The sequence below is a fragment of the Achromobacter sp. SLBN-14 genome, assembly GCF_006715415.1.
Lineage (GTDB): Bacteria > Pseudomonadota > Gammaproteobacteria > Burkholderiales > Burkholderiaceae_B > Achromobacter > Achromobacter mucicolens.
The window spans coordinates 4,441,080-4,454,736 of the sequence record NZ_VFNE01000001.1; the positions used below are offsets into that span (position 1 = coordinate 4,441,080).

General features: G+C 64.1%; 15 protein-coding genes. 5 read left to right on the forward strand and 10 right to left on the reverse strand.

Going from position 1 to position 13,657, the window contains the following annotated elements:
- Positions 1 to 103 precede the first annotated feature (103 nt).
- The gene (locus tag FBY20_RS20210; protein ID WP_128828751.1) at positions 104 to 955 is read right to left on the reverse strand and encodes a neutral zinc metallopeptidase; all 852 of its coding nucleotides are present in this window, start codon (positions 953 to 955) and stop codon (positions 104 to 106) included.
- Positions 956 to 1,039: 84 nt separating this feature from the next.
- Between FBY20_RS20210 and FBY20_RS20215 the strand changes: the two genes are divergently transcribed.
- The 4 genes from FBY20_RS20215 (at position 1,040) to bamC (ending at position 4,519) form a co-directional block, all read left to right on the forward strand.
- Entirely contained in the window at positions 1,040 to 1,666 is a 627-nt protein-coding gene (locus tag FBY20_RS20215; RefSeq protein ID WP_056323394.1) for an L-threonylcarbamoyladenylate synthase, read from the forward strand.
- 69 nt (positions 1,667 to 1,735) lie between these two features.
- Positions 1,736 to 2,383 carry a site-2 protease family protein gene (locus FBY20_RS20220; RefSeq protein WP_056323397.1) on the forward strand — a complete coding sequence of 216 codons (648 nt, stop codon included), beginning with the start codon at positions 1,736 to 1,738 and terminating at the stop codon, positions 2,381 to 2,383.
- Positions 2,384 to 2,471: 88 nt separating this feature from the next.
- Entirely contained in the window at positions 2,472 to 3,377 is a 906-nt protein-coding gene (gene dapA / locus FBY20_RS20225; RefSeq protein WP_142054213.1) for a 4-hydroxy-tetrahydrodipicolinate synthase, read from the forward strand.
- A gap of 17 nt (positions 3,378 to 3,394) precedes the next feature.
- Positions 3,395 to 4,519: an outer membrane protein assembly factor BamC gene (gene bamC / locus FBY20_RS20230; protein ID WP_056323402.1), complete on the forward strand. Its 1,125-nt coding sequence runs from the start codon at positions 3,395 to 3,397 to the stop codon at positions 4,517 to 4,519.
- A gap of 186 nt (positions 4,520 to 4,705) precedes the next feature.
- On the opposite strand, the gene FBY20_RS20235 is transcribed toward bamC, so the two are convergent.
- The 7 genes from FBY20_RS20235 to FBY20_RS20260 all read right to left on the reverse strand — a co-directional run bounded on the left by FBY20_RS20235 (position 4,706) and on the right by FBY20_RS20260 (position 11,280).
- Entirely contained in the window at positions 4,706 to 4,927 is a 222-nt protein-coding gene (locus FBY20_RS20235; RefSeq protein ID WP_081101139.1) for an endopeptidase, read from the reverse strand.
- Between the two features lie 218 nt (positions 4,928 to 5,145).
- On the reverse strand, positions 5,146 to 6,339 hold the full coding sequence (locus FBY20_RS20240; RefSeq protein ID WP_142054215.1) for a cupin domain-containing protein: 1,194 nt from the start codon (positions 6,337 to 6,339) through the stop codon (positions 5,146 to 5,148).
- Positions 6,336 to 8,936, reverse strand: coding sequence for a DNA mismatch repair protein MutS (gene mutS, locus FBY20_RS20245; RefSeq protein ID WP_142054217.1), 2,601 nt, complete (start codon positions 8,934 to 8,936; stop codon positions 6,336 to 6,338). The genes FBY20_RS20240 and mutS overlap by 4 nt, the downstream gene beginning before the upstream one ends.
- 56 nt (positions 8,937 to 8,992) lie before the next feature.
- A complete protein-coding gene (locus FBY20_RS20250; protein ID WP_142054219.1) occupies positions 8,993 to 9,982 on the reverse strand; it encodes a tyrosine-type recombinase/integrase in 990 nt (329 codons plus the stop codon).
- Positions 9,960 to 10,292: a DUF4224 domain-containing protein gene (locus tag FBY20_RS20255; protein WP_370458349.1), complete on the reverse strand. Its 333-nt coding sequence runs from the start codon at positions 10,290 to 10,292 to the stop codon at positions 9,960 to 9,962. Before FBY20_RS20255 ends, FBY20_RS20250 begins: the two co-directional genes overlap by 23 nt.
- Positions 10,249 to 10,389: a hypothetical protein gene (locus FBY20_RS27725; protein WP_160144421.1), complete on the reverse strand. Its 141-nt coding sequence runs from the start codon at positions 10,387 to 10,389 to the stop codon at positions 10,249 to 10,251. Before FBY20_RS27725 ends, FBY20_RS20255 begins: the two co-directional genes overlap by 44 nt.
- Positions 10,390 to 10,431: 42 nt before the next feature.
- Entirely contained in the window at positions 10,432 to 11,280 is an 849-nt protein-coding gene (locus tag FBY20_RS20260) for a hypothetical protein (RefSeq protein WP_142054223.1), read from the reverse strand.
- A 242-nt stretch (positions 11,281 to 11,522) separates the two neighbouring features.
- Here FBY20_RS20260 and FBY20_RS20265 point away from each other — a divergent pair, with 242 nt between their 5' ends.
- The gene (locus FBY20_RS20265; protein ID WP_160144422.1) at positions 11,523 to 12,314 is read left to right on the forward strand and encodes an HNH endonuclease; all 792 of its coding nucleotides are present in this window, start codon (positions 11,523 to 11,525) and stop codon (positions 12,312 to 12,314) included.
- Here the strand turns inward: FBY20_RS20265 and FBY20_RS20270 are convergent.
- Entirely contained in the window at positions 12,311 to 12,661 is a 351-nt protein-coding gene (locus FBY20_RS20270; RefSeq protein ID WP_142054227.1) for a hypothetical protein, read from the reverse strand. The two genes, FBY20_RS20265 and FBY20_RS20270, sit on opposite strands and share 4 nt — an antisense overlap.
- Complete coding sequence (locus FBY20_RS20275; protein WP_142054229.1) at positions 12,658 to 13,611, reverse strand: hypothetical protein; 954 nt, start codon at positions 13,609 to 13,611, stop codon at positions 12,658 to 12,660. The genes FBY20_RS20270 and FBY20_RS20275 overlap by 4 nt, the downstream gene beginning before the upstream one ends.
- Between the last annotated feature and the right edge of the window lie 46 nt (positions 13,612 to 13,657).

Genomic DNA, 13,657 nt, shown 5'->3' on the forward strand with positions numbered 1-13,657 from the left:
TAATCTTACAAGATGAAGACGGCCGGGGTCTGTGGCCTGGATGGATATACAGGTGTTGGCGCCGTGCGGCCCGGAGCGGGCGAGGGCCGCGCAGCGCCGGGCGTCACAGAGACGTCGCGCCAAACGTGTCGCACTGCTTGATGCTGCCGCTTTCCAGGCCGCGCTTGAACCAGCGCACGCGCTGCGCGGAGCTGCCGTGCGTGAAGGCGTCGGGCACGACGTATCCCTGGCTTTGCTTCTGCAGGCGGTCGTCGCCGATCGCGGTGGCGGCCGCCAGCGCTTCTTCGACGTCGCCGCCTTCCAGAATGTTGCGCGCGGCATCCGCGCGCTGCGCCCAGAGGCCGGCAAAGCAATCCGCCTGCAGTTCCAGCCGAACCGACAACGCATTGGCCTGCGACGGGTTGCGCCGGCGCAGTTGGTCGACCTGGTCCGAGATGCCCAGCAGGTGCTGCACATGATGGCCGACTTCATGCGCAATCACGTACGCCTGCGCGAAATCGCCGGGGGCCTTGAACCGGTTCTGCAGTTCGTCGAAGAACGACAGGTCTATATAGACCTTGCTGTCGCCCGGACAGTAGAAGGGGCCCATGGCGGATTGGCCGGTGCCGCAGGCCGTGGGCGTGGCGCCGCGAAACAGCACCAGCTTGGGCTCGACGTACTGGCGGTTCAGTTCCTTCTGGAAGATACCGGTCCACACGTCTTCGGTTTCGCCCAGGACCTTGGACACGAAGACGGCCTGGGGATCGTTGGCCGGCGGGGCCGAGGCGGGCGCCTGCTCCTGCACGGCCGGGCCTTCCGCCATGTCCAGGACCACGCGCGGATCGACGCCGAAGTACATCGCCACCAAGGCAAGTACTATCGTGCCTATGCCAATGGTCCCGCGGCCGCCGATTCGTGGGCCGCTGGAACGGCGGTCTTCCACATTGTCGCTCTGGCGCGAATTATCGAGGCGCATACTGGTTCTCCGGGCGGATCGTCATTACCGCCATTTTGCATCGCCGCGCTATTGGGCGGCCTTCAAGGATGTTAGGATAAACCCATGGCTTTGTATTTCTCTGTCCACCCCGCAAATCCCCAGCCGCGGCTGCTCAAGCAAGCCGCGCAATGGCTCAATGACGGGGGCCTGGTGGCCGTGCCCACCGACTCCAGTTACGCCGTCGTCGCCCGCCTGGACGACAAAAGCGCCGCCGACGGGCTGCGCCGCCTGCGCGGACTGGACGAACGTCATCACCTCACCCTCCTGTGCCGCGACCTGGCCGAAATCGGCCACTTCGCCCGCGTCGACAACAAGCAATACCGGCTGCTGAAAGCCGCGACGCCCGGCCCCTGGACCTTCATCCTCGAAGCCACCAAGGAAGTGCCGCGGCGCGTGTCGCATCCCTCGCGCAAGACCATCGGCATCCGCGTGCCGGATCACGCCGTCCTCTTGGGCTTGCTGGAACAGGCGGGTTCGCCGCTGCTGTCCACCACGCTCATCCCCAAGGATGAAACCGAGGCGCTGAACGACGCCGAGGAAATCCGCGAGCGCTACGACCACGATCTGGCCGCCATCATCGATGCGGGCGCCTGCCCGCAAGCGCCCACCACCGTGATCGACCTGACCGGCGACGAGCCGGTCGTCGTGCGCCTGGGCCGCGGCGATCCCGCTACCCTCGGACTTGTCTGATATTCCCCCTCGCCACGATGCACGAGACGCGCCGCGCTGGCGCGCGGCTCATCTACAATCCGGTTCGCCATGAATGACATCATCCAAACCATTGCGGTCTACGCGATACCGGTTATCTTCGCCATCACCCTGCATGAGGCGGCGCACGGCTACGTGGCGCGCATGCTGGGCGATCCGACCGCCTACCAGGCCGGACGGGTCAGCCTGAATCCCGCACGCCACATCGACCCCGTCGGCACGCTGCTGGTCCCGGTCGCCATCCTGCTTGCCTCCAAGCTCATGGGCAGTCCCGGCTTGCTCTTCGGTTGGGCCAAGCCGGTGCCCGTGGACTTCGGCCGCCTGCGCCGTCCCAAGAAAGACATGGCCTGGGTCGCGCTGGCCGGACCGGCCGCCAACCTGTTCATGGCCATTTTGTGGGCGCTGTCGCTGCGGCTCTTCATGGAAAGCGGCCTGCACGAAAGCTTCTGGTTCGAAATGGCGGTGGCGGGCGTCAACGTCAACCTGGTGCTGATGGCGCTGAACCTGCTGCCCATCCTGCCGCTGGACGGCGGACGCGTTCTCTTCAGCCTGCTGCCCAATCGCCTGGCCTGGCAATACTCGAAAATCGAGCCGTATGGATTGATCATCGTCATAGTCCTGCTGGTCACCGATGTGCTCTGGTTATTGATGCAACCGGTGCTCGGGCTGGGAACGACGATCGTTCAGTGGTTTCTGTAAGATTCCACCCAATATCCGTTAAACTCAGCGGTTTCACTGAATCAGGCCCTGGGGCAATCCCGCCGCGGGGTTTTGGAGCCCGACATCTATGGCATCCCCTGCTACCGCCGCAGGCGTTAATTTCCAGGGCAGCTTGGTGGCCTTGGTCACCCCAATGCAACCCGATGGCAGCCTGGACTACGCTGCCTACCGGTCGCTGATCGACTGGCATGTCCAGGAAGGCACCGACGCGCTGGTGGTGGTGGGCACCACCGGGGAGTCGCCCACGGTCTCCATGGAAGAACACGCGGAACTCATCCGCGTTGCGGTCGAACATGCCGCCGGCCGCATTCCGGTCATTGCCGGCGTGGGCGCCAACTCCACCGACGAAGCCATCCACCTGACCCGCCACGCCAAGGCAGTGGGCGCGCAGGCTGGCCTGTCGGTCGTTCCGTACTACAACAAGCCGTCGCAGGAAGGCCTGTACCGCCACTTCCGCACCATCGCCGAAGCCGTCGACCTGCCCACCATTCTTTACAACGTGCCGGGCCGCACCGTTGCCGACATGAGCAACGAGACGATCCTGCGCCTGGCGCAGGTGCCGGGCATCATCGGCATCAAGGACGCCACCGGCGACATCGCCCGCGGCGGCCTCTTGCTGCGCGAAGCGCCTGCCAGCTTCCAGGTCTTCAGCGGCGACGATCCCACCGCTGCGGCCCTGATCCTGCTGGGCGCGCGAGGCAACATTTCCGTCACGGCCAACGTGGCGCCCAAGCTCATGCGCGACCTCTGTGCCGCCGCCCTCGCGGGCGATGTGCCCAAGGTCCGTGAACTTAACGCGTTCCTGGCGCGTCTGAACAAGGTTTTGTTCGTCGAAGCCAACCCCATCCCCGTCAAGTGGGCGTTGGCCCAAATGGGCCGCAGCGCGCTGGGCTACCGGCTGCCGCTGGTCGAACTGAGCGCGCAGCATCACGCAGCGGTGCGCAATGCGCTCCAGGAAACGGGACTGCTCTAAATATCGTGAGGAAACGTATGAACAAACGTCATGCCGGTTTGTCGGCATTGATGTCTCTGGTGTTGCTGGCCGGGTGCTCCGAGGTCAACCAATTCCTGGGCAATGAAGAATCGGTCGACTACAAGAGCGCGGTAAACCAGCGTGGAGAGCCTCTCAGCATTCCGCCCGACCTGACGCAGGCCAATAGCGATCCCCGCTACCGCGCGCCGGCCTCGGGTTCCACCACCTTCTCTGAATTCCAGCAACAGGGTGTGGCCCAGGCCAGCGCCCCGAAGACCAGCAACGTGCTTCCCAACCGTTCGGACATGCGCGTCGAACGCGACGGCGATCTGCGCTGGCTCGTCGTGGACCGTCCGCCCGAGCAGGTTTTCCCCCGCCTGATCGACTTCTGGACCGAAAGCGGCTTTACCGTCGCCACCAACAATCCCGGTGCCGGCCTGATCGAAACGGACTGGGCCGAGAACCGCGCCAAGATCCCCGAAAGCTGGCTGCGCCAGGCGCTGGGGGCGGTGCTGGAATCGGCGTGGGATAGCGGCGAGCGCGAGAAATTCCGCACCCGCGTCGAACGCGTCAACGGTCACACCGAAATCTACGTCAGCCACCGCCAGATGCTCGAAAAGCGTGTCGGCTCCGACGGCTCGCAGGTGCAGTGGCAGAACGGCAAGGAAGACCCGGGCCTGAACGCCGCCATGCTGGCGCGCATGATGGTCTTCCTGGGTACCGACGTCGACAACGCCCGCAAGCTGGTGCAGCAGGCCGAGGCCTCGCCGCAGCGTCCCGCCGTGCAGCAGGACGTTCGTGCCCAGGGCGCGTCGCTCATCGTCAGCGAATCCTTCGACCGCGCCTGGCGCCGTGTCGGCGTGGCGCTCGATGGCGGCGGCTTCGCAGTCGATGACCGCGATCGTTCCTCCGGCGACTACTTCGTCCGCTATGTCGACACCGACACCGGCGAAAAGATGGAACAGCCCGGCTTCTTCAGCCGCATGTTCTCTGGCGACAAGAAGGCCCAGGCTGCTCAGTACCGTATCCACCTGGTGGGCAACGGCGAACAGACGACCGTCTCGGTCCTGGACGCCAACGGCACGCCGGACAGCAGCCCGACCGCGCAGCGCCTGCTGAGCGTCCTGAAGGACAAGATGTAATTGAACCGCCGGGCCGCGCGCTCACGCGCAGCGGCCGCCGGCAGGGTCCCCAGTCGGGGCCCCATGCCCGGCCGGCGGCAAGCGCGGACTTTCGTCGCTTACGTTCCGGCAAGGCACAAAAAAACCCTGGCATCACATGCCAGGGTTTTTTTTGCGTCTTCAGTGCGGGGGTTCGTGCCTGAAGGATTACGACGCGGGGGTGGTCGAGCCGCCCGGGGTGGTCGAACCGGAGCCAGGCGTCGTGCCCGGGGCCGCCGGTGCGGGCGAGGCCGGCGGCGTGCCGCCAGGTGCGGGCGTGGTGGCGCCGGGAGTCGGGCTGGTCGCCGGCGCCGGGGCATCTTCCTTCTTGTTGCAAGCGCTGAGCGCGACGGCCAGCACCGAGGCAATAATCAAGGTTTTGCTCATCATTATTTGAACTCCTGTAGATGACGACTCTTGAAACCCCGTTAGGGGAAACCAGAACTCAGGCTACAGGAAGGTTCAGGCCGATCGCGTAGGAAAGTTAAATCGTTCGCATCCCAACGGCAACAAACCTTTCAGCTTGGTGTTATGTCTTTCTTGATGTGACCCGGTTTACAGACCTGATTTCTTTCTGTGTGACACGGATACGCGAACGTTTCCAGATACTACTCGGCTCGGTAATGAATCCAGCCCGAGTCCAGCCAATCGGCCAAACATGCCCGTGCTTCGTCGGAAAGACGGGCGCAGGCGGGATGCGCACAATCCAGGCTACGTGAATCGGCCAGCAGGCGCAACGCCGCATCCGCGGGCGTCATGGCGGTTTCTCCATTGATGAACAGCTGTTTGCCGCGATAGAGCATGCGGCTGCGGCGGTCCAGCACCAGGCGTCCCGACGTGGGCCAGTCTTCCTCCAGATCGACGTCCATCCCCTCGGGCGCGTCGAACACGCTGAGGTTGCTGGGCTCGGTCAGCCAGCAACCCAGAAAGCGCGACGCCAGCGCGTCGTCAAAGCGCAGCTTTTCCACCGTTTCCAGCGTGGCGGCCACCAGTGCGTCGGGTAGCGCCGCGGGCGTATCCACGGCCGGCTGGGCCGGATCGTGGTAGACGGCCGACAGCTTCGGGCCGGGCAGGGCGGGCTCGCCATAGGGACCACCCAGAAGGCCCACGCGGGCCATGACCTGGTCCGCGGCCGCTTCCAGGAGGCCGCGTGCCAGCGTCGCCTGCGTCGGCGCCCGGAAACCGATGGAGATCGTCATGCAGCCATCGCCCATGGCAATGCCGTCGTGGGCGGCCTGCGGCGGCAGGTACAGCATGTCGCCGGGCGCCAGCACCGCCTTTTCCTCGGGCTGGAAGTTGCTCAGGATCTTGAGCGGCAAGTCCGGTTCCAGTGACAGATCCTTCTGGCGGCCATAGCGCCATTCGCGCTCGCCCGCCGCCTGCAGCAGGAACACGTCGTAGCTGTCGAAATGCGGGCCGACGCCGCCGCCTTGGCTGGCGATGCTGATCATCACGTCGTCCAGCCGGGCATCGGGAATGAACCGGAACTGGGCCATCAGCTCGGCGGCCGCATCGCTATGCAGGTCCACGCTCTGCACCAGCAGCGTCCAGTCGCCCTCGTTGTCCTTGGGCAGACGCGCAAAGGGGCCGTTTTCCATCTGCCATTCGCCGTTCTCGCGCCAGATGAGGCGCGACTCCACGTCGTCGCGGCGCGCGAGTTTCTTGATGGCCGCGATGGTGACGGGCGGCTTGAACGCCGGAATGGCCTGGCGGATCAGCAGCGGCTTCTTCTGCCAGTAACGGCGCATGAAGTCGTTGGGGCTTTGATTGCCCAGGAGCGCAAGCGGATGGTCGAGGTTCATTGGAGGTGCTTCTTCAAGCGGTAAAGGGCATCCAGCGCTTCGCGCGGCGTGAGGCTGTCGGGATCGATGGCGGAAAGCTCCTCGCGCAGGGAGTCGAGCGCCTCGATGGTGTCTGCGCGTTCGGCCTGCGCATACGCCTGGGCGTCGGCCTCGGCAGCAGCCGAGAACAGCCCCAGCTGCGGCGTGGGGGCGCCTTGCGCTTCCAGGCGTTCAAGTTCGCGCGTCGCCTGCCGGATGACGGCGGCGGGCACGCCGGCGCGCTGGGCCACCTGAATCCCGTAGCTGCGGCTGGCGGGGCCTTCGCGCACTTCGTGCAGGAAGACGATGCCGCCCGCCGACTCGGCCGCGGCCAGGTGGACGTTGGCGGCCGTGGGCTGCTCGGCGGGCAGACGGGTCAGTTCAAAGTAGTGCGTGGCAAACAGCGTCAGCGCGCGATTGTGCGACAGCAGGCGGCACGCAATGGCCCACGCAAGCGCCAGGCCGTCATACGTGGACGTGCCGCGTCCGATTTCGTCCATCAGCACCAGGCTGTTGGGCGTGCTGGCCGACAGGATGGCCGCGGCCTCAGTCATTTCCATCATGAAGGTCGAGCGTCCGCCCGCCAGGTCGTCGGCCGCGCCGATGCGGGTGAAGATGCGGTCGATCTTGCCGATCCGGGCGCGCGAGGCCGGCACGAAGCTGCCAATGCGCGCCAGCAGCACGATCAACGCCACCTGCCGCATGTATGTCGACTTACCGCCCATGTTCGGGCCAGTGATGAGCAGCATGCGCCGCGCGGGATCCAGGCGGCAGCCGTTGGGGGTGAAGCGTTCGATGGCGCGTTCCACCACCGGATGGCGGCCGGCCTCGATGTCGATGTCGGCCTGCTCGGACAGCTCGGGCGCGATCCAGTCGTGGCGCTGCGCGTGTTCGGCCAGCGCGGCCAGCGTATCCAGCTCGGCCAGCGCCGCGGCGCAGTTGGACAGCGGACGCACGTGCTCGGCCAATACGTCCAGCAATTGCTCGAACAGCCATTTTTCGCGGGCCAGCGAGCGGTCCTGCGCGGACAGCACCTTGTCCTCCCAGGTCTTGAGCTCGGGTGTGATGTAGCGCTCGGCATTCTTGAGCGTCTGGCGGCGGCGGTAGTCTTCGGGCACCTTCGCCGTCTGGCCCTTGGTGACTTCGATGTAGAAGCCATGCACGCGGTTGAACTCCACGCGCAGGTTGCTGATGCCGGTGCGCTCGCGCTCGCGCGCTTCGAGCTGGACAAGGAAGTCTCCGCCGTCCGCAGCCAATGCGCGCAGCTCGTCGAGTTCGGCGTCAAAGCCGGCTGCCAGCACGCCGCCATCGCGGATGGCCACGGCAGGCTCAGGCGCGATGGCGCGCACCAGCAGGGCGGCCAGGGCAGGGTCCACGGACAGATGCGAGATCAGTTCGCCGATGCGCGGCGAGGCGGACATCGGTTCGACCAGGTCGGCAAGCGCGGGCAAGGCCTGCAGCGCGTCGCGCAGGCTGGCGAGCTCGCGCGGGCGCACCGACCGAAGCGCCAGGCGCGCGGCAATGCGCTCGATGTCGGGAAAGGCATTCAGGGCGGCGCGCAGCGCTTCCAGCAGACCGGCCGAGCCAAAGGTCTGCTCCACGTCCATGCGCCCGGCCAGCAGCGCCGAAATGGCCTGCTGGCGCGCCAGCGCCTGGTCGTTTTCGCGCAAGGGGTGATGCAGCCACCGGCGCAAGAGGCGGCTGCCCATCGGCGTGCGGCAGCCGTCCAGCAGCGAAAACAGCGTGGGCGAATCCTCGCCCGACAGCGTCTGCGTCAGTTCCAGGTTGCGCCGTGTGACCGGATCCAGCAGCACGAACTGCCCGGGCCGCTCGGCCGACAGGCTCTGCACGTGCGCCAGCGCCTGCGACTGCGTGCGCGCCGCATAGCGCAGCAAGGCGCCGGCCGCGCAGATGCCGGCCGGCATGTCTTCGATGTCAAAGCCCGCCAGCGTGTCCGTCTTGAAATGCGCCAGCAGGTGCGCGCGCGCGCCGTCGCTTTCGAAGTGCCAGTCCGGCACGCGGGAGCGGGCGCCTTCGAACGGAAAGTCGAACTCTGCGGTGTCGGCGCAAACGATCTCCGCCGGCGCAATGCGGTGCAATTCCGATTCCAGCTGCGCGGGCGCGCATTCGGTCACCCGGAACTCGCCGCTGGCCAGATTCAGCCACGCCAACCCCGCGCGCGGCGCGCGAGCACTGCCGCTGACGCAGATGGCCGCCAGCGCGCGATCCGCCTTGGCCGGCAGAAGGGCGTCGTCGGTCAAGGTGCCGGGCGTCACGATGCGCACGATGCGGCGCTCGACCGGCCCCTTCGAGGCGGCGGGATCGCCGATCTGCTCGCAGATGGCGACGGATTCGCCCATCGCCACGAGCCGGGCCAGGTATTGCTCCATGGCATGCACAGGCAGGCCAGCCATGGGGATGGGCACGCCGTTGGACGAGCCCCGCTTGGTCAGTGTCAGATTGAGCAGCCGCGCGCCACGCTCGGCGTCTTCGTAGAACATTTCATAGAAGTCGCCCATGCGATAGAACAACAGCAACGGCCCGGCCTCGGCTTTGAGGCGCAGGTACTGTTGCATCATGGGAGTATGTTGTGAATCAATGACTTGCGACATGCTTATATTAGACAGTCTAAAACTCAGGCGGTTTTCTTTACTCGGCGGCTGAACGAGGGGCCATCAACTACAGGCACTTCACGCAGCCGGATGTATCGGTCAGTCATGGCCGCGGTCGTGTGGCCAGCCAGCATTTGCGCGTCCTTGCCCTGCCGTTTCGCATCCGTCAGGGATTTTGCGCGCAGGTCATGGATGTTGGCATCTTCGACGCCGGCAGCAGCCACAGCTTCACGCCAACGGTCTCTGGTGGCGCCATAAGAAGGCGCTCCCTTGGCATGGGACCGGGTGCGAAACAGGGTGGGGGCCAGCACGTTACCATTCAGGGCGTTTGCTCGAGCGATCGCCTCGCGTAGCTCAGGCGTCCAGCGAACCAGCAGTTTCGCGCCGGTCTTCTGTTGGTCGAACGCTATGCCCTCGTCGTTAATGTCAGACCGTTTGATAGCGAGTACATCCCCGACGCGCTGCCCGGTAAGGTACAGCAAATCCATGATGACCTGCATCCGAGGGTTTGCTTTTGCGTAAATGGCGGCGTATTCGTCGTCGGTGATGTAGCGTTGACGTTTGCCCTCAGCATGACGGCGGATCCCGACGCAAGGATTGCTGTCGACCAGTTGCCATTCGACGGCATAGCTAAAAACCGTCTTCAGGAACGATAGAACCCGGTTCGCCATGTTTGGCGTATCGGACATGTCCATCTTGAGCGCGGCAACGTGCTTCGGCCGGATCTGGTCCGGAGCGAACTCGGCAAACGTCTCTTTGATCCGCGCTGCAGCGATCTTGTACTGGTCGATGGTGTTCTTCGACAGCTTGGGAGACATGTGGGTCAGGACCTTCTCGACAAGCTCCGGCATGCCTCCACGTGGGTTGTCGAACCGACGTGCGTACTCGGCCAAAGCGGCAGGCAGATCCGCCGCTAGGCGAGTCCACTTACCGGCTTTGACGTAGTAGTAAGCGCCGTGCTTTTCGTAGACGCAGGGCGGCAAATGCTTGTCAGATTTGCGCGGACGGCCCATTTCTCAGCCTCATTTGCGGTTCCCGAGTCGGGATTGTATCGGTGTGGCCCTTGTCCACGTATCGACGGTAGACCAACAGTGAGCCATCAGGCCTGACTTGATACCGGATTCCCAAGGCTTTGAGGACCTTCATCTGGGCCGGTCGGCGCTGGCGAGCGGTGATCTCGCCGATTTCTTTCTCGGTAAGGGTCAGCATATCGCCTCCAAAAAGAAGCCCACACTTGGCGGGCTGAATCCAGCAATGAGACATTGACGGGGCTTTTGCGTCATAAATGAGGCATTTCCTCCAGCAGCGCCCTCGAGTCGGCATAGGCCCGCATGGCGCGCTGCTCGTCGATCTGGTCGGCCCCGAGGGTTTCGGCGCACTCGCGGAGCTGGGCAGCCAGTCGTTCGATCAGGTTAGGCATACACAGCGCCTCCGTCGTTGTGCTTCTTGGGTGGGGCATCTATCAGTCTCCACACATGCAGTCGGCCAGGGCCTCATCCTCACTCTCGATGTAGGGCAGGGTGTTCTGGCGTGATTGGAATTCAGCCTCGCGGGCCAGTTCGGTATATCGCGGGCGGTCTGATCTGAACGTGGCGCCACTCGGGCGCGATTCCTGTCTAGCCCACCAGACGTGGCGGGCCGGTTCTCGACGGATGGCGGCCACGACCTTTGCGCGCGACTTCAAAAAGCACAAATCGCAGTTGCCAAGGTCCCCCGCCGGATCCAAGCGAAGATCGAACGCTTGTGCCCCCCAGAAGGCCAGGACGTCAGCCTTACGGACCCTTGACCTTGCCAGTGGCAGATATGGAATGCCTGCGCTGTTGTCGCGCTTAGGATTGCTCAGCCTGGCGATGCGGGTCGGCTCGTCGGCCCGGATTCCCATGACGGAATCCCATTCGACGTACCCGCGGGCGATCATCCACGCCTTGCTCGTCTTCACCTTAAGGTTTGCGGTGCAGGTGCGAGCAACGGGGTTCGGGAGCAGTCCCAAAGCGTCCATCATGCGCTCGAACGGCTCGCCGTCTCTGCTGGCGGTCGTAAAGTCGACGATACGGAACAGGCAGCGGGAGCGGCTGCCATTCTCAAAGCCGTCCCACTCCATCCAGGTGATGGGCACCCGCCAGCGCTGGCTGCATTCCTCGATGAAAGCTAGAGTTTCCTCCCGCTCCTTGCCCGTGTTCTGGAACGCCACATGCACGTCATCGGGCAGTTTGCCTTCGTGCGCGTCCAGTATTTGGCGCAACATGTAGGCGCTTGTCCGGCCGCCGCTAAATTGGATCAGTGCCGGCCCATCTATTTGATAGGGGTTCATGTGCCTTCCTTCTTCTGTGCGCTGGGTTGTGCGGACAGGGCGGCGCGGGCCTGCCACGCGCGTTTCTCTCGGCTGTTGCAGATCATTTGTTTGCCGCAGTACGATTTAGCGGTCCAAAGGAGAAGCAGATGCAGTACTGGTGGGTGAACCATGGCACGTCCTATAAGCGGGAACTAGCAGGGGGGTACATTTGGTGCCCTCAGGTTGGCGATGGTGACCGCCGCCGGGAGAGCTGGGAGGTAATGCAGTCAGTGAAGCCCGGCGATCTTGTCGTCTCGCATGCCAAGCAGGCGGTTCGGGCGGTGGGAATAGCTCAGTCCGCGCCATTCGACTCTCATCCGAGAGACGGATACGCCGCGAACGGTTGGAATCAGCTTGGGTGGGAAGTGTCTATTCTGTGGACGGCGCTTCCGGACAGGCTCTCTCCGAAAGAGCACATCGCCGAAATAGCAGAGTGGCTGCCCAAGCGATACTCGCCTCTTAAGCCGAATGGCGACGCAAACATGACCTACCTTCATAGGATCGAGAAGGGGTTAGCGGATTGGATAGTCGCCACTTCTGGCCTCGACACTCAAGCCTTGGAGGACGAGGTTGAGGTTGCTGAGATTCGTGGGCGCAATATTCCCGCCGCGGAAAAGCTGCGCTTGCAGAAGGCGCGACTCGGGCAGGGAGCGTTCCGGGCAGATCTTCTTAAAGTGGAGCCCAAATGCCGCCTGACGGGGACTTCGGATGCTTCGTTCCTCATTGCCAGCCACATCAAACCATGGAGTGCCTGCGACACAGACGAAGAACGTTTGAGCCCACACAACGGCTTCATGTTGGCGCCCCACGTGGACAAATTGTTTGATCGCGGTTGGATATCGTTTGAAGACAACGGCGACTTGATTGCCCACGAGCGTGTGAAAACGCTGCTCCCGTCGTGGGGCATCGCTTACCCCGCCAACGTCGGTGCTTTTCACCCTCGACAGAAGGAGTTTTTGAAAGTGCACAGAGAGCAGGTTTTCCAAAAGCCCATAGGGCTAAATCAAGACTAGGCCGGCCCGCCAGTTCGATCCGATGGGGCAGGCCGAGCACGGCGAGCCACCAGCTCTTCCCAGAGCTCTCCATCCCAGCAAGAAGGACAAAGCGTGTCCCAGGACATGCCGGAGAATGCGCCGCGGCAGATAGCGCACTTCTGGCCGGGGGCGGAAGGCGACGTTTCGGGCGTCCCGAGGGCCGCGCCCAGGAAACTGCGGAGGGGAGCGTCTGCGGCGTCGAGTGCGTCGCGATAGCGCTGGCGCTCTTCCGGGGTCATCTTTGCGACCATGTCGTGCAGCACACGGGTGGACAGCGCGGCCAGGTCAACGTCGTCCAGGTCGTCGAGGTTTTGGAGGGCGTTCATGCGTGGGCATCCTCTGTGGTGGGGATTTCGGCCTGACTGGCCGTTGCCGCGGCCTCTGCCTGGCGGCGCTGCTTCTCCGCCTGCTTGGCGCGGACGGTTTCGACGGCGCCGTGGGCCTGGAACAGTTCAAGGAGAGCGGCGGCCGGGATGGTGATCGTTTCGCTGGCTACGCGGCCTTCCTGGATGTCCAAGAGGGTCGCGCGCTGGTTGGCGTCCAGTCCCTGCATGAACGTGTCCACGCCCCTGATGAGCGGGGACACGACTTTGCGCGGCAGGGCGCGGCCGTGGATGGTGCTGGCAGTCACTTTCGCTTTGCCGGCCGCTCTGGCCTGGTCCACTTTGCCGGTCAGAAACTCCCCGGCTTGAGTGCCATGCTTGCGTATCGCGTCGATTGCGACCTCGACAGAGACAGCGCCTTTGCGGATCAGCGCATGCACATCAGGTTCAGCATCCGCCAGAACGAGATAGTTTTCGATGTGGGGCCGGCTGCGGTGGACGAGCGCCGCAATTTCCTCTGTATCCAGGCCCATCCCGCGGAACCGCTTAAAGCCGAGTGCCGCTTCAAGCGGGCGTAGCTTGACGCCTTCGTTGCTGGTGTAGATGCGCGCTCGGCGCTCTATCTCATTGCCCTGGAACCCGACGACGGACACCCATTCAATGGGGGCGCCGCGCCGGATCGCCCGTCCGATCGCGTCATAGCGACGGTGACCGTCTACCACCTCTACGCCGGAACCGTCCGGCAGGGCGATGACTTCGAGCGCGGGAAACGTGCCGCCAGCCAGAATGTAGGAGGCCAGGGCTTCAATACCGGTTTCGTATTCGTCATCCAAGTCGCGGAGGTTGAAACCCTCTTTCACGCGGATGTCGGAATAGCGGACTTTCATTGCGTCGGCGCGTTTGATCGTGCCGTCCTTGATCATCGTCTTAAACGATGCGGGGGGATGGGTCATATGACACCTGGGAAGTGGTTGGGATACGATGCCTCCAACATTGGGA

Bases quoted from the DNA above. Each gene is read 5' to 3' on its own strand.
- FBY20_RS20210 (WP_128828751.1), bottom strand. From the start codon at position 955: ATGCGCCTCGATAATTCGCGCCAGAGCGACAATGTGGAAGACCGCCGT.
- FBY20_RS20215 (WP_056323394.1), top strand. From the start codon at position 1,040: ATGGCTTTGTATTTCTCTGTCCACCCCGCAAATCCCCAGCCGCGGCTG.
- FBY20_RS20220 (WP_056323397.1), top strand. From the start codon at position 1,736: ATGAATGACATCATCCAAACCATTGCGGTCTACGCGATACCGGTTATC.
- dapA (WP_142054213.1), top strand. From the start codon at position 2,472: ATGGCATCCCCTGCTACCGCCGCAGGCGTTAATTTCCAGGGCAGCTTG.
- bamC (WP_056323402.1), top strand. From the start codon at position 3,395: ATGAACAAACGTCATGCCGGTTTGTCGGCATTGATGTCTCTGGTGTTG.
- FBY20_RS20235 (WP_081101139.1), bottom strand. From the start codon at position 4,927: ATGATGAGCAAAACCTTGATTATTGCCTCGGTGCTGGCCGTCGCGCTC.
- FBY20_RS20240 (WP_142054215.1), bottom strand. From the start codon at position 6,339: ATGAACCTCGACCATCCGCTTGCGCTCCTGGGCAATCAAAGCCCCAAC.
- mutS (WP_142054217.1), bottom strand. From the start codon at position 8,936: ATGATGCAACAGTACCTGCGCCTCAAAGCCGAGGCCGGGCCGTTGCTG.
- FBY20_RS20250 (WP_142054219.1), bottom strand. From the start codon at position 9,982: ATGGGCCGTCCGCGCAAATCTGACAAGCATTTGCCGCCCTGCGTCTAC.
- FBY20_RS20255 (WP_370458349.1), bottom strand. From the start codon at position 10,292: ATGCCGACTCGAGGGCGCTGCTGGAGGAAATGCCTCATTTATGACGCA.
- FBY20_RS27725 (WP_160144421.1), bottom strand. From the start codon at position 10,389: ATGCCTAACCTGATCGAACGACTGGCTGCCCAGCTCCGCGAGTGCGCC.
- FBY20_RS20260 (WP_142054223.1), bottom strand. From the start codon at position 11,280: ATGAACCCCTATCAAATAGATGGGCCGGCACTGATCCAATTTAGCGGC.
- FBY20_RS20265 (WP_160144422.1), top strand. From the start codon at position 11,523: ATGCAGTCAGTGAAGCCCGGCGATCTTGTCGTCTCGCATGCCAAGCAG.
- FBY20_RS20270 (WP_142054227.1), bottom strand. From the start codon at position 12,661: ATGAACGCCCTCCAAAACCTCGACGACCTGGACGACGTTGACCTGGCC.
- FBY20_RS20275 (WP_142054229.1), bottom strand. From the start codon at position 13,611: ATGACCCATCCCCCCGCATCGTTTAAGACGATGATCAAGGACGGCACG.